Raw genomic sequence first — 26,190 nt, forward strand, 5'->3', positions numbered from 1 at the left:
AGGCGGCAGGTGAACCCGCGACCGCCTGCCGAGGGTGACGTGCCGCCGACGCGCCGCGAGGCCGATCGGGCCGTCGACCCCGGGCCACAGGTTCCCGTCACACGCCGGGAGCACCCGGCCGGGTCCGGTGTGGCCGTACCGGTGACCGCCGGTCTGCTGCGGCTGCCCGACCGGGTGTCGGGCTGGTCGCTCATCGCGGCGTTGCCGGCGGGCGCGGAGGCCGACGTCTTCCTCCTGCGCGACGCGGCGGACGACGACTGGGTGTTGAAGATCTACCGGTCGGGGATCGTCATCGACGAGGACGCGGTCGACCGGCTGATCGGGCTGCGCAGCGAGAGGTTGGTGACGCCCATCGACTTCGGTGTCGCTGAGGGCCGGCGCTGGGAGCTGACCGAGTATCTACCGGCTGGCACTCTGGCGGACTTCATCGGTAAGGACCCCCGCCCGGTGCCGCCGGAACTGCTGCGGCACGTGGTCGCCGAGCTGACCGAGGCGCTCGGCGAACTGCACTCGGCGACCATCGTGCACGGCGACCTCAAACCGTCGAACATCATGGTCCGGAGCCTTCCTCCGGACCTCCGGCTGGCGCTGGCCGACTTCGGACTGAGCAGGTACCTCGGTCCAGCGTCGGTGCGATTCACCAGCCGCGGCGTGACGTTCGCCTATGCGGCGCCGGAGAGTTTCGCCGGCGCCTACTCCCCGGCGGGCGACTGGTGGGCCGTCGGTGTGGTGGTCCGGCAACTGGCCACCGGCCAATCCCCGTTCGAGGGTCTCGACGAGCGAATCATCCAGCACGAGGTGACGGTCCGGGGCGCATCCGTCGACGGCGTCGCGGACCACCGGCTGCGGCTTCTCTGCGAAGGGCTCCTGGTCAGCGACCCAGACCATCGGTGGGGCGAGGCGCAGGTCCGGCGGTGGCTGTCCGGTGGATCGCCCGAGGTGCACCGTCCGGCCTCGATGGCGCGTGCCACGCCGCTGATCCTGAAAGGGGTGCCCTACCGCACCCGCTCGCAGGTCGCACGCGCGATGGCGGCCCACTGGAGCGACGCGGTGGACATGTTCCTGCGACGCGTCGGCACGCGACGAGACCCAGGCGAGGGGTGGCGCGTGCTGCGCGCCTGGCTGGAGCAGTTCGACGACGATGTCGACGAACGGATTCGCCTGATCGACCAGGCGTTGACCCACCCGGATCACACTCCCGACGTGCGAATGGTGCATCTGCTGCGCTGGCTGGACCGGGGGCAACCGGCGACCTACCTGGGGCTGCGAGTGGGGTCGGAGCACCTTGCCGATGTAGCGGCTGTGGCGGCGCGGGAGCCGGAAGGCCGTGCGGCCACGGCGGTCCGTGACCTGTGGCGTTACTCGCTCCTGCCGGTGCTCGCCGACTTCGACGACGGCCAGGCCCTCGTGCAGGTGGACACACGCTGGCGGAGCTCGGCACAGGACCTCGACGCGCTCGCCGCCCGGGTCGATCTGCCACCACAGGCTTCGTCGATGCTGGCGGCGCGCCGAACCGAGCACCGGGCCGTCCTGCTCAGCGTCGCCGCCGATCCGGATCGGTTGCGACCGCTGCTGGACAGCGCGGTTCGGGACCGCGAAGAAGTCACCGAGCACCTGGACTGGTTCGAGGCACTGCCTCCGGTGACCGACGTGGCGAGCGCGCTGTGTGTGTTGACGGTCGTCCCCGTCGCCGTGCAGGAGTGCGCCGGCATCGTCGAGGCCCGTACCCGGGGACAGCGCGTTCTCGACGAGGAACTGAAGCAGCTCAAGGCTGGGCGGCCGAAGGCTCTGTTGTTCGCCGCGGCGGCCTCCGTGATCTGGGCGTTGGTCGTAGCCGCTCCGGTGTTCCTGCCCCATCTTTCTCCCGACCCACGTCTCGTGATCAGACACCTGTCGATCCCCGTCGCGGAATGGCTGGTGCCCACCCTGGCCGAGGTCGGCTTCGCGGTGCGGGCTGGATCCTTCTACCACCCGCGCTGGTCCGCGCTCGACCGGATGCGGTGGCTGGTTCGCCGCGTGCCCACCGGCTGGGCGACGCTTCGCAGGGGCGCCAACCGGGTCCGGGGCGGCGCTCCGCCGCTGCTGCTCGGTGCGCTGACGTTGGCCTGTTGCTGCGGCAGTCCGTTCCTCTGGTCCGCGGCACTACTGGCCGTCGCCATGCTCGCCCTCATCGGGCCGGTGGTGCATCTCGGCTGGACCGGCACCCGGATCTGGCGTTTCGGTCGGTTCCGGCGACAACGAAGCCGTGACTTGCTCGGCAGCGAACCGACTGAGCGGCGAAACGGGAGGGAAGCGGAATGAGCGCTGGCAGTGTGGTGGTGTTCCCGGTGGCGGCCGTGATCGGCACCGCAACCGTCGTCGGAATCCGCGCCACGGCGGCACTCGGCGAGCTACTCCAGGTAAGCCCAGCCGAGGCAGCCGCCCGCAACGCGCGGATCCGGGCACACACCACCGCACGGCGGCAGGCCCTCGCCGCCCAGGAGTCGCAGCGGGACCAGGCCGTCCACGCCTGGGAACTGCGATTTGAACGCCGGGCGGCCGCCCGGGTCGACGCGGCGTATGCGGCGTCCGCTCTCGCCCAGCAAGGACTGCCGGCGGAGCCCGCGCTGGCCGAGCCCGCCGTCTCGGCGCCCGAATCGGTCTGGGACGCCTGGTGCGACGACGTCGACCGGGTCCTGGAGGGAGGAGTGTTCAGGCGCGTCTCCGCCGCCCGGGCGGCCACCGCGGCACGGAGTCTCGCGGACCTGCTGCCACCGGTGTCCGCCGCGGCGTTGCGGACCGCGGCGGACGGGATTGGCGAGCCGGAGCCGCTGCCCAGCGGTGGTTCGGACCCCTCTGCCTCCGTGCTGCGCATCCTCGCGGGCCTGGACGCGATGGCCACCGCCGAGGGCCGCGCCAGAGCCGAGGCCGCCGCCGCTGACGTCTGGCGCCGGCCCGACGAGCGACGGCCGCGCCTGCGGCAGGTGCAGCTGCGGGTGCAGGAGGCCAACAAACTGGCGCGGGTACGTCGCTCGGATGCCGTCGTCGCGGCGGAACTGCTGGACGCGATGGAACCGTACGCGGCGCAGCAGGATCTTGACATCGGTGCCCTGGACCGGACCAGGGCGGGCCTCGTCGACGTGGTGTCCGGCCGGGCGGAGCTCAACGACCAATTGTTGGACGACGTTGAGCAACTGCGGTCGGAGATGGAGGAGCGAGCGTTGGCGATCGCGGTCCAGGACAGTGTGGCGGACGCGCTGACCGAGCTGGGCTACAGCGTCGGCACCGACTTCAGCGTCGGGCAACCCAGCACGGGCAGGCTCGCGGTGAGCAGACCCGACGACGCGGACCACCTGGTGCGTTTGAAAGTCGACGCGAGGGCACGCAGGATTCAGTCGATGGTCTACCGGACCGGATCCGGCGAGAACCCCCACGCCGACACGGCAGCCGAGCACCGCTGGTGCGCCGACCTGGAACAGGCACTGGCCACTCTCCGGGAGGCCGGCTTGCCGTGCGCGCACACCGAGCTGCGTCACCCGGGCGCCGAACCCACGCCCCGCACGGCGCCGCAGCAGCGCACCGAGCCCCGGCGCCGGCTCAGAAGCCGTGAGGCGGAGGGAGACGTACGGTGATCGACGACCTCGCGGGCTGGCCGGCGTTCGCCCGCGAACTGCACGCGACACTGCCGACCCAGTCGCAGTACGTGTTGTGGGGCAACGCCCACGATTCGTACCTCATCGACTCGCCCACCGGGGTGCGGCTGCTGTCCCTCACCGACGTGATACGTGAGCTGCTGGACCGGAGCGGCTACACGTTCGTACTCGATCATGATTTGATCGATTCCGGTGTCGTGCACCAGATCGGCAGGAGCGACGTGACGACTGCCACCCGTGCCCTCCTCGACGACGGGTATCGTCCCGGCGGCCCGACGCCCGACCTGGGCGCGCTGTTCGTCCAGCTCGCCGCGATCGCCCAGCCACGCACCAATGTGCGGGCGGCAGCCATCGTCCGAGCGGCGCACCTGCTGCGGCATCCGAGCGATCCGGACGACGCCGAGCGGCAGTTCCTGCGCCGCATGGAGAAGCTGTCCCGGTCGGCGCGGCCGGTCGCGGCCGAATCCGGTCGGACCCAGAGCCTGTACAACCCGATGATCTGGTTGGTGGAGAACGAGAGTGACCTGCCGGCCTGGCTGACCGCGGGCAAGGACCGGATCCGCGTGATCAGCCTGCCCCGACCGGACTACGGCGATCGGGAACGCTGCGCCCGCCGGCTGTTGCACGGCCAGATCCCCGACGCGACGTTGCACGAGCGGGCTCGCTCGTTTGCCGAGCAGTCCGAAGGACTCACCCTGCAGGGCATGATCGAAGTGACCAGGCTGGCACGCGATCGTGGGCTGAGCCCGGAGCAATGGCCCGACGCGACCCGAACGTTCAAGCTCGGGGTACTGGACAATCCCTGGCGTCGCGACTACCTGCACACCCGGATCCGAGACGGGGAACGGTCCCTGCCCCAGCGGATCATCGGCCAGCGCCAGGCCGTGACCAAGACCCTTGACATCCTCAAGCGCGCCGCTCTAGGCCTGTCCGGCGCGCATGCGGCACGGGCATCGTCACGCCCGCGCGGAGTCCTGTTCTTCGCCGGTCCGACCGGGGTGGGCAAGACCGAGTTGGCCAAGGCAGTGGCCCATGTGGTGTTCGGCGACGAGGCGGCCTACCTGCGGTTCGACATGAGCGAGTTCTCCGCCGAGCACGCCGGCGATCGGCTGATCGGCGCTCCGCCGGGCTACGTCGGTTTCGAAGCCGGCGGAGAACTCACGAACGCCGTGCGTCAGCAACCCTTTCGGGTGATCCTGTTCGACGAGATCGAGAAGAGCCATCCGCGCATCCTCGACAAGTTCCTGCAGATCCTCGAGGACGGCCGGCTCACCGACGGCCGCGGCGGTACTGCCCACTTCTCCGAATGCATCCTGATTTTCACCAGCAACCTCGGCATGTACGTCGACGACGGCACGGGCCAGTTGACGCAGACGGTTACGCCGGGCAGTCCCTACGACCAGGTCGAGGCGATTGTGCGGGCAGCGATCGAGGATCACTTCACCCGGGTACTCGGTCGCCCCGAGCTGCTCAACCGCCTCGGCGACAATGTCGTGGTGTTCGATTTCATCGGGCCGGAGGCGGCCGAACAGATCTTCGAACTCCAACTCGGCAACGTGCTCCGGCGCCTCAGCGAAGAACACCACGTGTCGGTCACGCTTGATCAGCCGGTCCATGCGCGCGTGCTCAGGGAGTGCACGCGCGACCTGGCCCGAGGCGGCCGGGGGATCGGCTCGGCCCTGGAGACGGCGCTCGTCAACCCGCTGGCCCGCGCCCTGTTCGACCGGCTGGCGGCACCGGCGGGCGACGCGCCGGCGTCCGGCGACACGACGTCGCTCGTCGTGACGGCCTGGCGGCGTCAGGCCGACGTCATCACCGTGGAGCTGTCATGACGACCATCGAGATCAGTCGCCTCCACCACCCGGTCACCACCCTGGGATACGGCAGGAGGGCCGGAATCTGGCTGCAAGGCTGCACCCTCGCCTGCGCCGGCTGCCTGGCCCGGGACACCTGGCCTCGCCGCCCCGACCGGTCGGTCCCCGTCGAGGAGGTGCTCGACTGGCTCAGGTCGCTTCCTCAAGGGATCGACGGTGTGACGATCTCCGGCGGCGAACCGCTCCAGCAGCCGGTTGCGCTCGCCGCGCTCCTGCGAGGATTAACCACCTGGCGGCACACCAGGCCGATCGACATCCTGCTCTACACGGGATACGGCTGGTCTCGTGCCGCACGGCTGCCAGAGCTGCGCGCAAGCTGCGACGCCGTGGTCGCGGGTAGGTACGTCGAGCGGCGTAACAACGGCGACACCCCACTGCGTGGCTCGGCGAACCAACGCCTCATCACCCTCAGCCCTCTGGGCCAGCAGCGATACGGCGAGACCGCTCAGCCCGTCCGGGCGGGCTTGCAGACCGGCGTACTCGACGGGCGGCTCTGGCTGGTCGGGATCCCACGGCCCGGCGAGCTCGATCAGATCGCCGATCATCTGCGGGCCCGCGGCATCGGCGTGGGGGAATCGACATGGAGCGGCTGATCTGCCGCGCCTGCGGCGCACCGGTCGGCTCCGGTGACATCGTGTGCGGGAACCCGGACTGCTATGCGAACCTCACCGCCGTCTCGGCGGTCATCGAGGCCGACAACCTCGTCACCCCGCAGCCGATTGATCCGCTCGCCGTGGACATCACCTGTCCGTCGTGCGAAACGGCGTGTCCGCCGGGGAGCCGGATGTGCCCGCACTGCCTCAGTGTGCTCGAAACCGTCCTGACGATCGCGTTGCTCGACCCGCCGTGGCAGACAGTGCTCGAGGCCGGAGCAACCCTGATCCTCGGTCGGGACCCCGGCTCGCCCGCGGCGGCCGCGCTGTCCAACCACGACGTTGTCTCGCGACGACACGCGGCTGTCACGACGGCGCTGGACGGGGCCGCGACGGTCACCGACCTGTACTCCACGAACGGTACCTGGCTGGACCAGCGGCGGCTTGAACCCGGCGTACGTCACCCACTTCGACCTGGGGCGACCCTGCGACTCGCATCGACCGCGACGTTTCAGGTCGAGTGACAACCCGAGCCAATCCTCTCCGGCGCAGCGGATACTCAACTTCCGGCCTACCGAACGGGGCGAGGGGAGGCTGAAGCGCATAGGTTGTCGACGAATCGATCGCACGGCTCGGAATGACCACCAAGCCCGTAATCTGGAATAAAATGCCATACCTCGACCTTCATCCCATGGGGCGATATAGAGGGTCCTGGATCTGTCTTCTGCCGCCATCATTTAGTAATCTCTTCTCGATCGGCCGACATCGATTCCTCGTCGTGGGCGAGTGGACGAAGTGCCGAATCGGAGGGAGGGGAGAATGAGTCTCCCGAGAAGATCAATTGTGGTGGGCGCCGTCGCGATGCTGGCACTCACCGCCGCCACGCCGGCCGTGGCAGCCGAACCGGAAGGCGACATCCGTGATGCCGGCGGTGCCACGGCTGTCACCGACAGTTACATCGTGGTGTTCAAGGAGAGCGCGGTGAGTCGGGCGCAGGTCGGCGCCACGGCCAGCAGGCTGGTTGGTCAGCACGGCGGAGCGGTCGCTCGGACCTACTCCACGGCGCTGCGCGGCTTCGAGATCACCGCCGGCGCCAAGGCGGCGGCCAGGATCGCCGCGCACCCCGATGTCGCGTACGTCGAGCAGAACCACACGGTCCACATCTCCGGGACACAGCTGAACCCCCCGTCCTGGGGCCTGGACCGCGTCGACCAGCGGAACCTGCCGCTCGACAGCTCGTACACCTATCCGAACACGGCGACCAACGTGCACGCGTACATCGTCGACACCGGCATCAACTTCGCCCACAACGACTTCGGTGGCCGGGCCACCTCCGGCTACGACGCTGTCGACGGCGGCTCGGCGGACGACTGCAACGGGCACGGCACGCACGTCGCCGGAACCGTCGGCGGCTCGTCGTACGGCCTGGCCAAGGGCGTGCAGTTGGTCGGCGTACGGGTGCTGAACTGCTCGGGCAGTGGCACCAACGCCGGTGTGATCGGTGGCATCGACTGGGTCACCGCGAACGCGATCAAGCCGGCCGTGGCGAACATGAGCCTCGGTGGTAGCGCCAACTCCTCGCTCGACACGGCCATCACCAACTCGATCAACTCCGGCGTCACGTACGCGGTCGCGGCCGGCAACGGCAACACCCTCGGCGTCCGGCAGAACGCCTGCAACTACTCCCCGGCGCGGGTGGCCTCCGCGATCACCGTAGGTGCGACGCAGAACAACGACGCGGCCGCGAGCTTCTCCAACTTCGGCACCTGCGTCGACATCCTGGCGCCGGGCGTCAACATCACCTCGGCCTGGTACAACGGCAACACCGCGACCAACACGATCAGCGGCACCTCGATGGCCTCGCCGCACGTCGCCGGCGCGGCGGCGCTGGCGCTGTCGGCGAACCCGTCCTGGACCCCGCAGCAGGTGCGGGACTACCTGGTCGGAAACTCGACCCCGAACGTGGTGACCAACGTCGGCACCGGCACCCCGAACCAGTTGCTCTACGTGGGCGGCGGCAGCACTCCACCGGCCGACGACTTCTCCGTCGGGGTGTCCCCAGCGGCCGGTTCGACCGCGCCGGGCGGCTCGGTCAGCGCCACCGTGAGTACCGCGACCACCAGCGGCTCGGCGCAGTCGGTGAGCCTGTCGGCGAGCGGGCTGCCGAGTGGTGCCACCGCCTCGTTCAGCCCCGCCACGGTGACCTCGGGCGGCTCGTCCACGCTCACCATCGCCACCTCGGCGAGCACCCCGGCTGGCACCTACGGCGTCACTGTCACCGGTGCCGGCACTGCGGGTACGCGCAGCGCCACGTACTCGTTGACAGTGACCGGCTCGGGTGGCGGCGGCTGCTCGGGCACCAACGGCACCGATGTGGCGGTACCGGACAGCAACACGCCGGTGACGAGCGGCATCGTCATCACCGGCTGTAACCGTAACGCCTCCTCGGCGTCCACCGTGGCGGTCGATATCGTGCACACCTTCCGCGGCGACCTGATCATCGATCTGGTGGCACCGGACGGTACGGCCTACCGGCTGAAGAACCAGAGCTTTTTGGACGGGGCCGACAACGTCAACGCCACCTATACCGCGAATCTCTCCACCGAGCCGGCGAACGGCACCTGGCTGCTCCGGGTGCGGGACGTCTTCTCCGGTGACACCGGCTATATCAACTCCTGGACCCTCACCGTCTGAGACGTGACGAAGGGCCCTTTCCGCTCCGATTTCCGGTAGCGGAAAGGGCCCTTCGCCGTAGGTCAATTGGTGTCGACGATCATTCCGGCAGCGATGGTGCGGTTGGTGGTTTCGTCGATCAGGATGAAACCGCCGGTGGTGCGGTTGCGCCGGTATTCGTCGGCGAGGAGCGGGACGGTGGTACGCATGCGGACCCGGCCGATTTCGTTGAGTCCGAGTTCGGTGGCAGCCTCGTCACGATGCAGCGAGTTCACCTCGAGTCGGTAGTGCAGCTCGCGGATCACGACTCGGGCGGTACGGGTGGTGTGCTTGATGGCGTACTTCGCGCCGGGACGCAGCGGGCTGGTCTCATCCATCCAGCAGATCATCGCCTCGATGTCCTGCGCGACCGCCGGGCCGTTGTTCGGCCGGCAGATCATGTCGCCCCGAGAGATGTCGATCTCGTCGGTCAACCGGACCGTGACCGACATCGGCGGATACGCCTCGGCGACCGGTCCGTCCGCGGTCTCGATCGCCGCGATCTTCGAGGTGAACCCGGAAGGGAGAACCAGAACGTCATCTCCCGGCTTGAGCACACCCGAGGCGACCTGGCCGGCGTAGCCGCGGTAGTCGGTGACCGTGGTCGACTGCGGGCGGATCACGTACTGCACCGGGAAGCGGACGTCGACCAGGTTGCGGTCGGAGGCGATGTGCACCCGCTCCAGGTGGTGCAGCAGTGACGGGCCCTCGTACCACGGGGTGTGCTCCGAGCGGGTCGCGATGTTGTCGCCCTGCAACGCCGAGACCGGGACGACGGCCAGGTCCGGCACCTCCAACTTCGCCGCGAACGCGGTGAACTCGTCGGCGATCCGCTCGTAGACCTCCTGCGACCAGTCGACCAGGTCCATCTTGTTCACACACAACACCAGGTGCGGCACCCGCAGCAGCGAGCAGAGGAACGCGTGCCGGCGGGACTGCTCCACCAAGCCCTTGCGCGCGTCCACCAGGATCAACGCCAGGTCGGCCGTGGAGGCGCCGGTGACCATGTTCCGGGTGTACTGGATGTGCCCCGGTGTGTCGGCGACGATGAACTTCCGCCGGGGGGTGGCGAAATACCGGTACGCCACGTCGATCGTGATGCCCTGCTCCCGCTCCGCCCGCAGGCCATCGGTCAGCAACGCCAGATTCGTGTACTCGTCGCCGTTGGCCGCGCTGGCCGCCTCCACGGCTGCCAACTGGTCCGTGAACAACGACTTGGTGTCGTAGAGCAACCGACCGATCAGCGTCGACTTGCCGTCGTCGACGCTGCCCGCCGTCGTGAACCGCAACAGGTCCATCGCCCGGCCCTCGGGCGCTGCGCCCTCGACCACCGCGACCTCGGTCGTGCCCATCAGAAGTAGCCTTCCCGCTTGCGGTCTTCCATCGCGGTCTCACTCACCCGGTCGTCACCCCGGGTCGCGCCCCGCTCGGTGATCCGGGTCGCGGCGACCTCCTCGATCACCAGGTCCACCGTGTCCGCCTCGGACAGCACCGCCGCCGTGCAGGAGGCGTCGCCGACGGTCCGGTACCGCACCCGCGCTTTGAACGGCTCCTCCGAGCCTCGGGGCACGATGAACTCGTTCACCGCGTAGAGCATTCCGTCGCGTTCGACGACCGTACGTTCGTGGGCGTAGTAGATCGACGGCAACGCCAGCCGTTCCTGGGCGATGTAGTGCCAGACGTCCAGCTCGGTCCAGTTCGACAACGGGAACACCCGGATCGACTCGCCCGGATGATGCCGCCCGTTGTACAACGACCACAGCTCCGGCCGCTGGTTCTTCGGATCCCACTGACCGAAGTCGTCCCGGAAGCTGAACATCCGCTCCTTGGCCCGGGCCTTCTCCTCGTCCCGCCGCGCCCCGCCGAACAACGCGTCGAACCGGTACTTCTCCACCGCCGCCAACAGGACCGGGGTCTGGATCCGGTTCCGCGTGCCGTCGGCGGATTCGCGGACCAGACCTGCCTCCAACGCCTCGGGTACGCTCGCCACCACCAACTGCAGGCCGAGTTCGGCGACCCGCTGGTTCCGGTAGTCCAACACCTCGTCGAAGTTGTGCCCGGTGTCGACGTGCATCACCGGGAACGGGATCCGGGCTGGCGCGAACGCCTTCTGGGCCAACCGGAGCATCACGATCGAATCCTTGCCGCCGGAGAAGAGCAGGACCGGGCGCCCCAGTTCGGCCACCACCTCGCGCATGACGAAGATGCTCTCTGCCTCGATCGCGTCCAGGTGCGACACCCGGTACGTCGCCGCGGGCGTCGTGTCGTATGTCGTCATCGCGGTATCACCCGGCTGCCGTGGCCGGTGCCGGAACGGGGGTCAGGTGTTGCCGCAGCGCGGCGAAGAGTGGGGCGGCCAGCTCCGGCCGGCAGACCACCAGGTCCGGCAGTCGGGGATCGGCCTCGTTGTAGCTCAACGCGGAACCATCGATGCGGGAGGCGTGCAGTCCCGTGGCCGTCGCCACCGCCACCGGCGCCGCCGAATCCCACTCGTACTGACCACCCGCGTGCACGTACGCGTCGACCTCACCGGTGATCACCGCGGCGATCTTCGCCCCGGCCGATCCCATCGGCACCAACTCGGCACCGACCTCGTCCGCCAACGTCGTCAAGAATGCCGGCGGCCGACTCCGACTCGCCGCCAACCGGATGGCCCGACCGCTGACCGTCGGCGGCCGGGTCGGGGGTGTCTCGGTGCCGAGGGTACGGAGCTGGGCCGGCAGGGCGATGGCGCCCGCGACGAGGCGGTGCTCCGTCGGCGCGTTCCGTTGCCAGAGTGCGACGTGCACCGCCCAGTCCGTCCGGCCCGGCTCGGAGAACTCGCGGGTCCCGTCCAACGGGTCGACGATCCACACCCGGTCGGCGCCCAGCCGCTCGGGCAAGGGGTCGGCCGTACCCGTTTCCCAGGCCTGCCGGGCGCCGTCGTCCTCCTCCGAGAGCACGGCGTCGGCGCTTCTGTGCCGTGCCAGTTCAACGCGCAGCAGTTGGTGCGATGCCCGATCACCCGCGCGCTCCAACGCGGCCGGGTCGTGGTGACCGTGCGTTGCGCGGACCTGCAGCAGCAGCCGGCCGGCCCGATCGGCCAACCAGGCGGCGAACGAGCCATCCGAGGCGGGGGCTGCTGACCTGGGGGGTTCCAGCACGTTCATCGACGAACACCTCCGATAGACGCGGTGACCGTGCCGTTCACTGGACGGCACGCCGACTGAAACTTCGGACGCTGGTGACCGTGACCATTGCGGCCACCCCGGTCAGGACCAGCAGACAGACCCACGCCGGTATGTGTGCGACGCCGGGCAACATGGCCCCGCGCACGCCCTCGGAGACGTAGGTCATCGGGTTGAGGGCGGTGACCGTCTGGAACCACGGCATCGAGGAGAGCCGCGGCCACGGATAGTGGATGCAACCGGTCCAGATGATCGGGGTGACGACCAGCGAGAACGTGATGTTGATCCGTTGGATGGGCAGGATCATCGCCAGCGTCATGCCGATGCCGCCGCCGATCCATCCGCCGAGCAGGATTGTCAGCAGGACCATCGGTAGCCGTCCGGGCTGCCACGGTGCCGAGCCGACCATCAGTGCGCCCAGTGGGTAGATGAGGGCTGCGGCGACGAGCCCGCGCAGCATCGCCACCACGAGCTTGCCGACCGCTACCAAATTCGTCGACAGCGGGGCGAGTAGCCGGTCCTCGATCTCCCGGGTGAAGCCGAACTCCTTGACCAGTGGCAGTGCGACGCTCTGCAGCGCGGTGGTGAGCGCGGCGAGCGCGACGATGCCGGGCAGGAACAGGTCGGCGAAGTTCCGGGCGACGATGCCCTGCCCGCCGAGCACCTTGACGAAGACGAAGAGCATGAACAGCGGGGTGAGGCCGACCTGGACCAGGATGACCCAGAGTTCCTTGGCGGTGACCAACAGGTCCCGGCGCAGAATGGCCAGGAAGGCCCGGTGGGCGCGGGGTCGCGCGGGTGCCGCCGTGGGGCTCGTTGCGGCAACCGGCGGGGTGTCGAGGTCCGTCACCGTGGGTCCCTTCCGGTCAGTCCGATGAAGACGTCCTCGAGGCTCGGCTCGGCGATGCGTACATCGGTGAGGGTTACCGACCGTGTGGTCAGGACGGTGAGTGCCGGTCCGAGCACGGTGGCGGGTTCGGCGGCGAGATGCAGCCGGATCCGGATGCGCTTACGCCCGACCGGGACGGGGGCCAGCGTGGCGACGGCCCGCTGCCGGGCCAGCGCGGTCAATGCGGCGGGCGTGCCCGCGCCGAATCCCGAGCCGCCGCCGAGGCCGAGGACGGAACGGAGATTGGCAGCCCCGGCCCCGGCCCCGGCGCCGGGCGGCGGCGCGTCGGCGAGCCGTTCACCCTTGCGTACGCCGGAGACCTCGGAGAGCACACTCAACAACTCGTCCGGTTCGTCGAGCGCGGCCAAGGTGACCGTCAGGTCGAGGATCGATCGTCCGGCGAGCCCTCTGACCAGGTTGCCCGGCGTGTCCGCGGTGAGCAGCCGACCGTGGTCGACGATGCCGACCCGGTCGACCAGAGCGGCGGCCGCGTTCATCTGGTGAGTGGTCAGTACGACCGTCACGCCGCGCTCGCGCATCTCGCGGATCCGGCTCCAGATCAGTCGGCGGGACTGCGGGTCGAGACCGTTGGTGGGCTCGTCGAGGAAGAGCACCGCTGGTTCGTGGATCAGCGCGCGGGCGATCATCAGCCGTTGCACCATGCCGCCCGAGTACGCCTCGATCCGTTTGTCCGCCCGATCCTTCAGGCCGAAACGGTCCAGGAGCTCATCGGCCCGCGCGTTCCGTACGGCGCGGCTGACGCCGTGGTACGCGGCGTGGTACAGCAGGTTCTGTCGTGGTGTCAGCGACCGGTCCAGATTGTTGTGCTGGGGTACGACGGCCAACTGGGCGCGGGCCGCGACCGGGTCGCCGACCACGTCGATCCCGCTGACGAGCGCCCGGCCCCCGGACGCCCGCAGCCGGGTGGTGAGGATGCCGATGGTGGTCGACTTGCCGGCGCCGTTGGGTCCCAGCAGCCCGAAGATCTCGCCGGGGGCCACTGTGAAGGACAGCCCGTCCACGGCTGCGTTCGTGCTCCCGGGATAGCGTTTGACGAGGTCGGCGACCTCGACCGCAGCCGGGCTGCCACCACTACTGGGCATCTGCTGCTCCCTCTCGTGAGCTGTCGGATCAGTGGCCGCCGGTGCGGGTCAGCCGCCGCTTCGGGGGTGTGCGTCGAAGAATCGCCAGATGGTCTCGGTCGCGTCCAGGGCGGTCGCGGGTGGATCCAGGCCGAGCAGGCGTTGCGCCTGCGGTCCGGGCCCGGCGGCGCCGGGCCACTGGTGGCCGGCGCCCTCGACGGTGACCAACTCGACCGCCCGTCCCCCGGGACAGGTGGCGACCGAGGTCCGGACCGGGCCCGAGGCGGTCGTCGCCGGGGCCCCGCATCCGTCGGTGGCACGCCACTGGCTGAGCAGATCGGGGATGGGCGGGCCGTCGATCTTGACCGGATTGCGTCCGGTCCCGTCGTTGTCCCGCTTGCCCGGACCACCGCCCAACGGCACTGTCTGGTCCGCCATCCCGTGAATGTGGATCACGGAGATCGGTGCCGGGGACGAGCACGGGCCGAGTTGGGTCGCCGCCACCGGCCCGATCGCGGCGAACAGCGTCGTGTCGCACGCCAGGCGGTAGGCGAGCATCCCGCCGTTGGAGATCCCGGTGGCGTAGATCCGGGTACGGTCCACCGGAAGCTGGTCGGCCACGGTGGCCACCAGTTGCTGGATGAAGGCCACGTCGTCCACGCCGTCCCGGGCCGGTGGTCCGCAGCAGTCCGGGCTGACCGCCCAGGAGCGGCTCATCCCGTCCGGGTAGGCCACGACAAAGCCCTCCCGGTCGGCCCGGGCGTTCCAGCCGTAGGAGGTTTCCGCCTGGGTACCGGTGCCGAGCGCGCCGTGCAGCATGACCACGAGCGGCGCCGGGGTCGACCCGGCGAGGTTGGTCGGCCGGTAGAGGCGGTAGCGGCGCTCCTGCCCGTCGACCACGAGGGTGTGCGTCGAGGAGCCGGTGGGCACGGTGGACACCGGTCCGGTCTCGTGCTGCTCCGGGTCGTCCCGGAACAGCCCGCAACCGGCCGACAGGGTGAGCGCTCCGACGAGCGACAGGACCGTGAGCAGGTGTCGCCGCCGACGGTACGGCCTCACACGAGGTGTCCAAGATATACCAATTTTCATCATAATCACACCCTGGCATATCAATGTTTAGGCTTTGTAAGCATCTGCGCCGATTTGTGTTTGGCGGGGTTGGCTCCGCCCGTTCCGCGACGTGCCGCCTGAGCGGAGCCAACCGGCTAACAGTGCTGCACACTGAGTCGGATCAGTTCCCAGCCGCCCTCGGGAACGTCATCGTCCGGGTCCGTACGCAGGTTCATCGGATTGGCCATGCCCAGGTAGAGGGTCGACCCGTCGGCGATCATGTTGCGGATCCCGTAGTTCAGGTAGTTGCCGAGCCCACTGTTGTCCACCACCGTGGCCGGCCTGCTGGTCGAGTCGAAGACGAACAGGTCGCCGCCGTAGACCGGGGCCGGCGGAGGGTCGTCGGCCAACACCGAGGCCTCGCCGAACTCGGCCGCGGCGGGGCCGGTGACACCCAACAGCCGGGCGGTGTCCTGGCCCAGGTCCTTGGAGATGTAACTCCAGTCCATGGTGCCCACGTAAAGTTTCCCGCCCGCCACCGCCATCTTCCAGGTGTAGTTGTTGTAGGGGTTGCCCATGCCCGACGGGCCGTACAACGGGGTGTATCCGGTCGAGGCGGCGGCCCAGAGGCCCCGGCCGTCGTTGCCCGCCGGGTCGTAGGCGGGCAACTGGGATGCGCCGTACAACAGGTCCACCCGTTGATGACGGTCGCCGAAGCTCTTACCTCGGAAGATGCTGATGGCCCGCTGCGTGCTGCGTACGGTGGCGCGCAGCGCGGCCTCGTCCGCCGGTGGGTAGGTCGCGATGTGCACGGTGGTCGCCTTCATGGGCACGTGCATCGTGCCCCAGTAGAGATAGCCGTTGAAGGAGGCGAGCCCACCCAGGGCGTAGGTGCGGGCGACGACCGGATCGGGCTCGTACCCCTCGACCGACCAGACCTGGGTCCAGTGGTCGGCGTCGGCCGGCGTGAGGCCGCGTTCCCCCTGCGACAGCTTCGGGCTCATCCACACCCCGGCGACCCCGGACTGCGGCTCGTCGGTCGTGCCGGGCACGGCCGCTGCCAGCGCGTCGTCACCGGAGCCCGTCCAGGTCGTCACGAAGATCCGCCCGTCGTGCACGGTGAGATCCGCCGCCTGGGCCGGCAGGTTCGCGACCTCGACGAAACTGAACGGGTTGCTCCGGGAGCCGGTCCAGCGCAGCACGTGCCCCCGGTTGCCGCCATTCGCGCCCACTCCGACACCCGCGTAGAGCGCGCCGTCGGCCACCACGAAGTGGCGGATGTTGCCGTACGCCGGCAGGTTGACCGAGCCGAGGAAGGCGCCGGTGCCGGTGTCGAAGGCGAACAGGTTGATGCTCTCGCCCAGGGCGGGCCCACCCAGGAACGCCACCCCCTGATGGGTGCCGGCCGCCCGGATTCCGGCGGTCGTGCTCAGCCGGTTGGCGTCGGTGGTGGAGGCGTTCTTCACCGCGTCGGTCTTCTCCGTCAACCGACCCGAACGTTTGTCGTACGTGTACAAGCGGGGCGGGCGATGGTCGCCCAGGGTGGCGGGCAGGGTCGGGTTACGCTTGGCGATCTGGCTCTCGCCGTACTCGCACACCCAGTCGTCGTTCAGGTTCGGGGTCGTGTTGCGCAGGTTGCGCCCGCTGGTCATGCAGTTGACGTTCGCTCCGGTGCCGAACCACAGGCTCTGCGCGGTCTGGGTCATGCCCCACAGGTAGGACTGGTTCACCTTCGGCTGGCCGGTAGCGCAGGGAGGACCGGGTGGATAGGCCACGCCGACACCGGCGAAGCACTCGTCCGGGGTGCCCTTCCCGATCAGCGTCCGCTCGTATTTCGGCTGATGTCCGGCCGTACCCGGCGCATCCGCCCCGATCGGATTGGCGGCGGCTGATGCCGGCGCCGCGAGGACGTACAGCAGTCCCAGTACGGCGGCCGCGGCGAGCGGTCGCCGGCCCGACACCCGGAGTGGTTTCACGAATGGTTCCTCTCGTTCGACGGAGTCCTGACGGTCGGTGGGGCACGATCGCGGGTCAGGCCGCGGCGACCTCGCGGGACCGGGCGGGGCTGACCACCCGGCCGGCGACCCGCCGTGCCCAGTCCTCCCAGTTCTCGAATTCCAGGAACCGGGCCAGCAGGCCGAGCTGCCCGATCGGGTCGGCGACCAGGTCCTCGTAGCTCATCCGGTGCAGGTGGCGCGGAGGCAGGTCGGTGAGCGCCTGCTCGGCCTGGCTGGTCAGGAACGCGCTCAGACCGAGGTAGCGGCGCAGGTCCTGGCCCCGATCCCGGAGCAGGTCGGCGCTGAGCCGGTCCGGCAGGTAACGCTCCAGGTCCTCGGGCACCGACTGGCCGGGCTCGATCCGGAACGGATCCAGCCCGCACCGGCCGAGGAACTCCACCCGCAGCTGAATGAGCTGGAACGACGAGTGCCGGCTCATCGAGCGGGCGGTCGCCTCCCGGTCGCGGGTCAGATACACCACCTTCGCCTCGGGAAATGCCCGCAGGAGGTACGGAGCGACGTGACTGGACCCGCCGGAACGCTCGACCCAGCGCCGCTTGCCGGTCACCACCGCCAGCAGGTCGAGGAACATCCGGTGGTGGTCGCTGACCGACTGCGTCGGGAAGTCCGGCACCCGCTCGGCGAGCTGATCGAAGAGGCGGTCCGGGTCGGGGGTCAGCTTCGACAGGGTGATGGCGAGGATCCGCGGCAGCTCGGTCATCCGGTCGGCCCACCTCCCGGTCGCGGGATAGCGCACCTCCTTCGGCGGCAACCCGATCCGGAAGAGAGTGGCGAGTTCCGCCTTGGGGCTGCTCAGCACCGCCCAGTACGCGGCCCCGGTCAGGACCTCGGAACTGCGTGCCCAGGGTGCGACGGACATGAAGAACTCCTGCGCCGAGAGCGTCTCGGGCTGCTCCGCGATCAGGTCCGAGAGCAGCGTCGAGCCGCACCGGCCGTTGCTGATGATGATCGACCTGCCGGGGACCGGGGTGTCCATCCGAGGACCTCCTGCACGTTGGGTTGTCACGGGGCGGTGGCCACCTCGGCCACCTCGACGGAGCACTCCTCGCGGAGCCAGGCCAAAACGAGTCGGCGGACCGCCTCCGGCCGGTCGACCAGGACTGTGTGTTTTTCGCCGGGTAGGACCACGGTCCGCGTCTGCGGTAGCAGCCGGACCACAGCCGGTGCCAGCTCGACCACCGCGGAGTTCGCGCCGTAGAGGCAGAGCACCGGTACGCCGATCGCGCTGATCTGCGCGGCACTGGGCAGCGCACTCGCCGGTAGGTCCCGGGCCAGCGTGGTCGCCACGAGCATCTCGCCGGTGGCCCGGGCCCGCCGGGCCACCCGTTCCCCCCGACCGGCGCTGATCTGCGCCAGCGCCTCCGGCCGGGGCAGGAGGTCGGCGGCCCGACCCAGCCGGCGGGCTACCCGGGCCATCCACGCCGGGCTCGGCGGCGAGGATTCGATCGCCGCGATCGAGGCGACCCGGTCCGGGTGGCGGGCGGCGTAGGCGAATGCGATCGTGCCACCGAACGAGTTGCCGAGCAGGTGCACCGGACCGGTGACGTCGAGTGCGGTCAGCATCGCCGACAGGTCGTCGACGAAGTCGTCGAGGGTGTAGCCGGTGGGTGGGCGCTCGCTGTGGCCGTGCCCCCGCAGGTCGTACATCAACACCCGCAGCCCGGCGTCGGCCAACGGTTTGGCGAGGGTGAAGTACCAGCTCGCGAGGCTGTCGGAGGCCATACCGTGGATCATCACGAGGGTGGCCGGCCCAGCACCCCGGTCAGCGTCGACCTCGCCCGGCTCTCCGGCCGATGGTTCGAGGTGTTCGACGTGCACCTCGATCCCGTTGGCCCGGATCATCGTCACGAGTGGACCGCCTCGACGACGGTGGGGCTCGCGTCGAGGGAGCGTGCGATGTGCTCGACCAGCTGCCCGACCCGCAGCTCACCCACGGTCTCCAGATCCAGTTTCGCGACGAAGTGCGCGAAGTTGACGGTGTTGCCGTACCGGGCCTGCAACCGGCCGGCGAGGGAGACGACATCGATGCTCTCCATGCCGAGATCGTCTTGGAAGGTGGTGTCCATGGTGATGGGTTCATCGGCGGCGAAGTCGCCGAGGACCGCATGAATGATCTCGGTGAGCTCGGCGAGGATGTCGGCGTGTGAAGCGGCCATGGGAGGTACTCCTTCGAATGGTCGGGAGTGGATACCGGTCACGGCTGATCGGTCCCGGTCCGCGGGCCCCAGGTCCAGGCGACCACGTACCGTCGAGGCGGTAGGTCTTCGGGATTTCCGACCTCGCGGTGCTGGACCGGGTAGCTCCGGTCGTCGACGTGCATAGTCAGCACCGTGTCCGTGGCGTCGGTCACGACGAACCGGCGCGGGCGGCCGTCGAGTCCGGTCCCCTCCGCCTTGCCGACGGCCTCCTTGGCGGCCCAGAACCGGGTGAACCACCGCCGCCGGTCCTCGGCGTCGCCGCCGAGCGAGTCCAACAGGGCGGTCTCCCCGTCGGTCAGGGCGAAGCGCAGGGTGCTCTCGGGATGGTCGGTGATCTCGGCGACGTCGATGCCGACGCCAGGCACGTCGGGTGGCGACGCCGGCCCGCGGGGTTTCGCGATCGCGACGCCGAGCTCCGCGCAGTGCGCCAGCGAGACATCGCACTCGCGCAGGTCACGGCCCGGACGTCCGTGCACCCGGGGTCGCCCGTCCGGATCGTTGCCGACCGTCAGCTCGATGGGGTAGATGTCGCGGTGCCCGTCCTCCCACAACCGGAACCGGACGGCGTCCTTCACCGCGATCCGGCCCAACAGCCACTGTTTGCGGGTTCTGGCGGGCTGCCGCTCGTAGTCCTCGTACGCGGCCGAACCCAGGATGCCGCGCGCGGCCATGCCCTGGGTGACCAGGTCGGTCCAGCAGTCGAAGGCCATCGTCCAGCCCTCGGGTTGGATGAGCGACATCGGATGCCGCTCGGGGAACCGTTCCGCTGGCCGCGCCTGCGGATGGCTGTCGAAGCGCCGGTCCACCGCGCCCTCGATCTGTGCCCACACCCGGTCGTCGACCACCAGTTGGGTGTCCGCGACGAGTTGCGCGTCGTCGATCGAGCGCACCCGGGCGACACACTCGAAGTCCGTACCGGGTGCCGGCGGGGGGCCGAAGTAGCGGATGTGACCCAGGCCCACGGGCAACGCGACGGTACGGAACGGCCGTGTGGTGATGAGCCAGTTGCCGATCAGCTGTAGCGCGTTGTCCAGCAGGGCGCCCGGCGGCACGGGTGCGCGGACCACCCCCCGTACGTGCATGTCACCGAGGGCGTGCACGGCGGTGATGCCCTGGAACTGGGGGCCGTGGAACATCAGCCGCTCGGCGTACATCTCCTCGGCGCTGATCCGGGGCGGCCGCTCGGTCGCGGGATCGTGCCGCCACACCTCGGGCGGGTCCGCCGGATAGTCCGGGGCGAGTTCCACGGTCGAGCGGGCGTACGGGCCGAAGGTGACCGAGACCAGGCCGTCACCGGTCGGCTTCACCACGATCTCGACGTCCTGGCCCGGCTCGGCTATCAGCCAACGGTTGAACCGGGCGTCGCGTACGGCCACCGCCCGCAGGCCCGGCATGGCCTGCTCCGCCGCGTCGACCATGTGCTGGACCAGGGTGGTGGCCGGCACCACCGGCCACCGGTCCTCCACCTTCGGCCAGTCCGGTGGCTGGACGAAGAAGCAGTGATCTCTCAGGTACGGCATGTTCTCGACGGAGACCCGCAACGTGATCCGCCGCGTACCCGGGTCGCCGTTGCTCGCTCTGGTGCTGACCGCCCTGCCGGTGTCGACCCCGTTGGCCGAACCGACGCCGTTGCCCGCGTTGCCGTTGCCACGGCCCCCGGGAGCGGCTGTTCGGGAGGATTCGGCAGGCGGGGCGACCGGGGATTGCCCGACACCCGGGCGAGGCGGAGCCGGTCGGGCGGCCGCGTCCATAACGTTCACCGCGTCCCGAGCCGTGTCCTGCAACAGCGCGGCGAGTTCCGCGGCCGCGCTGGACCGTCCGGTCAACCTGTGCAGGGCGGCAAGTGCCGCCGCCGGGTTGGTGCCGCTACCCGCCGGCTCCGGCTGGCGCCCCGCCCCGACCGTCGGCGAGGCGCCGATCGGAGCGGCCGCAGCGTGATTCGGCGGACCCGCGGACAGGTGGCTCGGCTGGGTGCCACCCGCCGACACGCCGAGCAGACCGGCGGCGCCCGCCCCGAGCCGGACCAGGGGGCCACCGAGATCCAGCGGAATCGACGGGCCACGGCGTACCGGTTTCGCGGGCGCCTTCGCCAACGGTGGATCGAGCGCGGTCAGGTTCGGGCTGCCGCCCTCCACCCAGATCGCGGTGGCGACCCGGCGGAGCTGGTCCAGCCCGCTGCGGTGCTTCACGTTGACCGGCATCGCGAGATGCTCACGTCCGCGCAGGTTGTCGCTGATCAGCGAGGCCAGCTGTCCCGCACCGACCTGGAGGAAGACCCGTACTCCGGCGTCGTACATCGCCGCCACGGTCTGACGGAACCAGACCGGCTCCATCATGTGCCGGACGAAGAGGGCATTGACCTGCGCCTCGTCAGTGGGGAACGGTGCCGCCAGGGTCGCCGACCAGACCGGTATCCGGGTCGGGTGTACCTCCCACCGGCGCAGCGCCGCGCCGATCGACTGCAGGCCGTCGACGAACACGGGAGTGTGGAAGGCCGACCGGAACGGCAGCTTCTGACACAGCACGTTCTCCGTACGCAGGGCCTCGACGAGCCGGTCCACCTGGGGTTCGGGGCCGTTCACCACTGACTGCCCCGGGGCGTTGTCGTGGGAGAGCACCACCCCCGGGAAGTCACCCAGCATCGGGGTGACCCGGTCCGCGCCAGCTCCCACGGCGGCGAAGACGTATCCGGACACCTCGACCGAGTCGGCGTGGAACAGTTCCAGGAATTCGTCCATCGCCGCCGTGCTGATCTGCCCAGTGGTCGCCGCGGCGGTCCACTCGCCGATGCTGTGTCCGGCGACCGCGTCCGGTAGCACGCCGATGTGGCGCAGCGCCTGGTCGAGGATCTTGCCCACCTCGATCAGCCCGGCACCGTGCCGGCCCAGGTCGGCGGCGGACCACTGCCGGTCCGGTAGTCCGAGGTGCGCGGCGATGTCTGCGGTCCGGGGCGCGAACTCCGCCTCCAGGCCGGGGAAGACGAAGGCGAGGCGCCCGGTGCCGGAGGCCAGCAGCGGTGACGGGCTGAACCAGATGTCCCGTCCGCCCCGCCATGCCTGACCGCGGGCCACCGTCTTGCGGGCGACTGCCAACAGCTTGTCGGTCGGGCTGACGATGCCGAGTCGGCACGCTTCGGCCCCGTTGGCGGGCCGGTTGCTCCGGGCCCGTTCGACGCCGAGGGCCCGCACCTCGTGGTCGCTGCGGGACAGCAGACTGGCCAACCGGGCGGGGTCCGGCGCGGCGAGCCAGAGCACCTGGTCCGGCTCGGTCACCGCAACCGCCACGCTGGCCGTGCCTCCGCCGACATCCGCTCCATTCGCCGCCGACGGCTGCCCGCCGGTCGGACGCTTCCCTCCACCTGCGGGTTCGGGCGCCTGCTCGATGATGACGTGTGCGTTGATGCCGCCGAAGCCGAAGGCGTTCACCCCGGCACGCCGCGGCCCGTCGCTCTCCCACGGGCGGGCGGTGGGGATCGGGGCGAACCGGGTCGCGGCCATCTCCGCGCGGGGATCGTCGCAGTGCAGCGTGGGCGGCAGCACTCCCCGGTACACCGCGAGCGTCGCCTTGATCAGTCCAGCGATGCCGGCGGCGGGCATGGTGTGCCCGATCATCGACTTGACCGATCCGATCACCGGGCGTGGCCCGTCGCCCGAATGGGGTCCGAAGACCTCGGCCACCGAGACCAGTTCGGCCGCGTCGCCGGTGGGTGTGCCGGTGCCGTGCGCCTCCAGCAACCCCAGCGCGTCCGGCGCGGTCGGGTCCAGCCCCGCCGCTTCCCAGGCCCGCCGGATGGCCAGCACCTGTCCGGAGGAGGCCGGGTTGAACATGCTCGCCGAGCGGCCGTCGCTGGACATCCCGCTGCCCCGGATGACGGAGTACACCCGGTCGCCGTCCCGGACAGCGTCGGACCACCGCTTGAGTACGACCACACCCGTGCCCTCGCCGATCAGCAGGCCGTCGGACTCCCGGTGGAACGGCCGGCTCTCCCCGCGCCTGGACAGCGCCCGCAACTGGTTGAACACCGACCAGAAGCTGATGTCGTGAACGTGGTGCACACCACCGGCCAGGACGGCGTCCAACCGTCCGCTGGTCAGCTCGGTGATCGCCTGGTCGACCGCGATCAGCGACGAGGCGCAGGCCGCGTCCAGGGTGTACGCCGGACCGCGCAGGTTGAGCCGGTTGGCCACCCGGGACGCGGCCAGGTTCGGCACCAGACCGATCGTCCCCTCCGGCTGGTACGGGCCGAGCCGCTCGTCGAACTTCTCGCGTACCAGGTCGAGCCGGCTCTGGTCCAGCTCCGGAATCAGCTCCCGCAACACCTGGATGACCTGGCTCGACATCCGCACCCGTTGGGCGTAGCGGGCCTGAGCCGGACTGAGGATGCCGCCCCGCCCGAGGATCACACCGACCCGGTCGCCGCCGGGCAGTCGGTCCGCGCCGCCGGCATCATCAATCGCGGCGGCGGCCACGTTCAGAGCGATGAGCTGGTCCGGCTCGATCTCCGCGACCGAGGCGGGCATGATGCCGAACCGCAGCGGCTCGAAGGTCGCGAACTCGTCGACGAACCCGCCGCGCCGGCAGTACATCCGGTCCGGCCGGTGGGCCTGCTCCGGGTCGTAGAACTCCTCGTCCCACCGGTGCGCCGGCACGTCGGTGATCGCGTCCACCCCGTCGACGAGATTCCGCCAGTAGCTCTCCAGGTTGCCGGCGCCGGGCATCACCGCCGCCATCCCGACGATCGCGATCGGGTCGCTCCGATCGGTACTCCTGTTCATTTTCGGCCTCTCGCTCCACCGTCGATGGGCGTACCGGGTGTGCGGCGCGGGTGCCGCCGCATCCGCTGGACGATCACCAGCCGGAGGCGGTGTAGACCACGGAATTGATCTTCGGGTCGCCCCACGCCAACTCGCTCAGCAGGCTGAAGGCACCCGCTTCGGGGTCGATCAGATCGATGCCGCGGCGCGCGTACTCCCGACTCAGCTCGTCGCTGACCATCCCGCCGTGCCCGGCACCAGGTGCCCACGGGCCCCAGTGCACGGTCAGACAGCGGTTGCCGGTGCTGGCCGCCCAGCGGGTGCCGATCGCGTCGACCGCGTCGTTCGCCGCGGCGTAGTCACTCTGACCTCGATTGCCGTATGCCGCGGCGATGCTGCCGAACAGCACCACGAACCGAGGCGGGGAGTTCAGCTCGTCCAGGCCGGCCAGTACGGAACGGGCGCCGTCGACCTTGGTGCCGAACACCCGGGCGAATGATTGTGGGTCCTTCTGCGCGATCAGCTTGTCCTCGATCACGCCGGCCGCGTACACCACGCCGTCGACCCGACCGTGCGTACGCTCGGTCTCCAGCAGTAGGCGGCGGATCGCCGACGCGTCCCGCACGTCGAGGGCGTGGTAGCGCACCTCGCTGCCCAGTTCCCGCAGTTCGGCGAGGGTCGTCCCGACCTCGCGGGCGGCCAGGATCGCCTGTGCGGTGTGTTCGATCTGCGCCGGTGACCGCAGACCCCGGCCGGCGAGCGCGGCACGCAATGACGCCTTGTCCCGGGCCGACACCAGGTCCGGATCCTCCGGCTCGGTCGGCAGCGGTGTGCGGCCGACCAGTTCGATCCGGCAGCGGCTCGCCATGGCCAGCGCGCGGGCGAACCAGGGCGTGATCCCGCGAGCCCCGCCGACCAGCACCACCACCGAATCCCGGTTGAGGCCGATCGCGGCGGCCTCGGAGGCACCGTCACCGGCCGGCCCGGCACCGCTGGTCGCCACCGCGCCCAGCGCCACCGGTGTGAGGGAGACGGCTGTCCGCTCGGTCTCGCGCCGCACGACGGCCGGGGTTTCCCCGGGGACCAGCAGCTCGTCGATCAGGTGTCGGGCGATCTGCTGCGGGTCGGCAGCACCGTCGACCTGAACGTACCTGGCCGCGACCTGCGGGTATTCCCGGGAAATGGTACGGAACAGGCCGGCCAGGCCGTCGCTACGCTCCGTACCGCCGACCGGTCCGGCCGCGAGCAGCCAGCGGGGTCCGGCGGCGAGCGCCTGCTTGAGGAACGGGAAAATGTCGGGCAGCAGGGGTGCTCCGGCGCCGTCCAGACCGTCCAGCAGGATCAGCCCGTCGAAGCCGGCGAGCTGGTCGGCCTGCCTCTCGTCCACCACACCCGTCTGCCCGGCCGCGCCCTGCTCCTGAAGCAGTTCGGCGAGGTACGGCAGCGCCGGGCTGGCGCCGGTGATGAGGAAACGTGTTCCGGCGAGCACGTCGGCCGGCTGCCCGGCCAGGGGAGCGCCGGTGTCCTCGCCGGGAGGTCCCGCGACCACCGTCGCCAGGGGCAGAAGCCGCTTCGGGGTGATCCCGGCCGGACCGCTGGCGGTGACCGACACGGTGGGGACCGGCGCGGGTGCGATGGCCGGGCGCATGGTGGCCAGGGCCGAGGGCGCTCCTACGGGTGGTGCCACCATCGGTGTGGGTGCGGTGAGGGCGCGTGGCGCGGGCGGCGGGGCCACTGTGCCGTTACGCGGCGACGGTGCCGCCGCGGTCACCCCCTGCGTTTTCTGGTTGAGCCAGTCGACCATGGTGCGTACGGTGCGGGCCTTGACGAGGTCTTCGAGTTCGGCTTCGTCGCCGTCGACGGCGAGGCCGAGTCGTGCGGCGACCTCGCCGGCGACTTCGGCGCGTTTGATGGAGTCGATGCTGAGGTCGGCTTCGAGGTCGAGGTCGAGTTCGATCAGGTCCACCGGGTAGCCGGTGCGTTCGCTGATCACGTCGAGGATCGCGGTCTGGAAGTTGGGACGGGTCAATACCGCGGTGCCGGTCGCGACCAGGGCGGTGGAGTGCGCCGTCCCGTTCGCCGGGCCGAGTACGGAGGTCGCGTGGATCACGGTCGTACCCGTCGTCGACCGCATCTTCTGGTCGAGCCAGTCGACCATGGTGCGTACGGTGCGGGCCTTGACGAGGTCTTCGAGTTCGGCTTCGTCGCCGTCGACGGCGAG

18 protein-coding genes are annotated in these 26,190 nt (G+C 70.1%); 6 read left to right on the forward strand and 12 right to left on the reverse strand.

Features of this window, described 5'->3' with window-relative positions; translation table 11 throughout:
• Positions 1 to 9: 9 nt before the first annotated feature.
• The 6 genes from ACLQ25_RS25390 to ACLQ25_RS25415 all read left to right on the forward strand — a co-directional run bounded on the left by ACLQ25_RS25390 (position 10) and on the right by ACLQ25_RS25415 (position 8,793).
• The gene (locus ACLQ25_RS25390; protein ID WP_425733303.1) at positions 10 to 2,301 is read left to right on the forward strand and encodes a protein kinase domain-containing protein; all 2,292 of its coding nucleotides are present in this window, start codon (positions 10 to 12) and stop codon (positions 2,299 to 2,301) included.
• The gene (locus ACLQ25_RS25395; protein WP_425733304.1) at positions 2,298 to 3,611 is read left to right on the forward strand and encodes a hypothetical protein; all 1,314 of its coding nucleotides are present in this window, start codon (positions 2,298 to 2,300) and stop codon (positions 3,609 to 3,611) included. Before ACLQ25_RS25390 ends, ACLQ25_RS25395 begins: the two co-directional genes overlap by 4 nt.
• A complete protein-coding gene (locus ACLQ25_RS25400; protein WP_425733305.1) occupies positions 3,608 to 5,464 on the forward strand; it encodes an AAA family ATPase in 1,857 nt (618 codons plus the stop codon). Before ACLQ25_RS25395 ends, ACLQ25_RS25400 begins: the two co-directional genes overlap by 4 nt.
• The gene (locus ACLQ25_RS25405; protein ID WP_425733306.1) at positions 5,461 to 6,099 is read left to right on the forward strand and encodes a 4Fe-4S cluster-binding domain-containing protein; all 639 of its coding nucleotides are present in this window, start codon (positions 5,461 to 5,463) and stop codon (positions 6,097 to 6,099) included. The genes ACLQ25_RS25400 and ACLQ25_RS25405 overlap by 4 nt, the downstream gene beginning before the upstream one ends.
• Entirely contained in the window at positions 6,087 to 6,623 is a 537-nt protein-coding gene (locus tag ACLQ25_RS25410) for an FHA domain-containing protein (protein WP_425733307.1), read from the forward strand. The genes ACLQ25_RS25405 and ACLQ25_RS25410 overlap by 13 nt, the downstream gene beginning before the upstream one ends.
• A 295-nt stretch (positions 6,624 to 6,918) precedes the next feature.
• A complete protein-coding gene (locus ACLQ25_RS25415; protein ID WP_425733308.1) occupies positions 6,919 to 8,793 on the forward strand; it encodes a S8 family peptidase in 1,875 nt (624 codons plus the stop codon).
• 62 nt (positions 8,794 to 8,855) lie between these two features.
• Here the strand turns inward: ACLQ25_RS25415 and ACLQ25_RS25420 are convergent, their stop codons facing one another.
• From ACLQ25_RS25420 to ACLQ25_RS25475, 12 genes are all read right to left on the reverse strand, one after another.
• A complete protein-coding gene (locus tag ACLQ25_RS25420) occupies positions 8,856 to 10,163 on the reverse strand; it encodes a sulfate adenylyltransferase subunit 1 (RefSeq protein WP_425733309.1) in 1,308 nt (435 codons plus the stop codon).
• Positions 10,163 to 11,089: a sulfate adenylyltransferase subunit CysD gene (gene cysD, locus ACLQ25_RS25425; protein WP_425733310.1), complete on the reverse strand. Its 927-nt coding sequence runs from the start codon at positions 11,087 to 11,089 to the stop codon at positions 10,163 to 10,165. The genes ACLQ25_RS25420 and cysD overlap by 1 nt, the downstream gene beginning before the upstream one ends.
• A 7-nt stretch (positions 11,090 to 11,096) precedes the next feature.
• A complete protein-coding gene (locus ACLQ25_RS25430; protein ID WP_425733311.1) occupies positions 11,097 to 11,960 on the reverse strand; it encodes a 3'(2'),5'-bisphosphate nucleotidase CysQ in 864 nt (287 codons plus the stop codon).
• A 37-nt stretch (positions 11,961 to 11,997) separates the two neighbouring features.
• A complete protein-coding gene (locus ACLQ25_RS25435; protein WP_425733312.1) occupies positions 11,998 to 12,828 on the reverse strand; it encodes an ABC transporter permease in 831 nt (276 codons plus the stop codon).
• Complete coding sequence (locus ACLQ25_RS25440; protein ID WP_425733313.1) at positions 12,825 to 13,970, reverse strand: ABC transporter ATP-binding protein; 1,146 nt, start codon at positions 13,968 to 13,970, stop codon at positions 12,825 to 12,827. Before ACLQ25_RS25440 ends, ACLQ25_RS25435 begins: the two co-directional genes overlap by 4 nt.
• 48 nt (positions 13,971 to 14,018) lie before the next feature.
• Positions 14,019 to 15,008: an extracellular catalytic domain type 1 short-chain-length polyhydroxyalkanoate depolymerase gene (locus ACLQ25_RS25445; RefSeq protein WP_425733314.1), complete on the reverse strand. Its 990-nt coding sequence runs from the start codon at positions 15,006 to 15,008 to the stop codon at positions 14,019 to 14,021.
• A gap of 146 nt (positions 15,009 to 15,154) precedes the next feature.
• Positions 15,155 to 16,975 carry a hypothetical protein gene (locus ACLQ25_RS25450; RefSeq protein ID WP_425733315.1) on the reverse strand — a complete coding sequence of 607 codons (1,821 nt, stop codon included), beginning with the start codon at positions 16,973 to 16,975 and terminating at the stop codon, positions 15,155 to 15,157.
• Between the two features lie 55 nt (positions 16,976 to 17,030).
• Complete coding sequence (locus ACLQ25_RS25455; protein WP_425733316.1) at positions 17,031 to 17,993, reverse strand: sulfotransferase; 963 nt, start codon at positions 17,991 to 17,993, stop codon at positions 17,031 to 17,033.
• A gap of 26 nt (positions 17,994 to 18,019) precedes the next feature.
• On the reverse strand, positions 18,020 to 18,859 hold the full coding sequence (locus ACLQ25_RS25460) for an alpha/beta fold hydrolase (protein WP_425733325.1): 840 nt from the start codon (positions 18,857 to 18,859) through the stop codon (positions 18,020 to 18,022).
• 2 nt (positions 18,860 to 18,861) lie between these two features.
• Positions 18,862 to 19,173: an acyl carrier protein gene (locus ACLQ25_RS25465; RefSeq protein ID WP_425733317.1), complete on the reverse strand. Its 312-nt coding sequence runs from the start codon at positions 19,171 to 19,173 to the stop codon at positions 18,862 to 18,864.
• Positions 19,174 to 19,211: 38 nt separating this feature from the next.
• Complete coding sequence (locus ACLQ25_RS25470; RefSeq protein ID WP_425733318.1) at positions 19,212 to 23,990, reverse strand: beta-ketoacyl synthase N-terminal-like domain-containing protein; 4,779 nt, start codon at positions 23,988 to 23,990, stop codon at positions 19,212 to 19,214.
• Between the two features lie 73 nt (positions 23,991 to 24,063).
• A partial coding sequence (locus ACLQ25_RS25475; RefSeq protein ID WP_425733319.1) for an SDR family NAD(P)-dependent oxidoreductase occupies positions 24,064 to 26,190 on the reverse strand: 2,127 nt, incomplete at its 5' end.

The sequence above is a fragment of the Micromonospora sp. DT44 genome, assembly GCF_049841635.1.
Lineage (GTDB): Bacteria > Actinomycetota > Actinomycetes > Mycobacteriales > Micromonosporaceae > Micromonospora.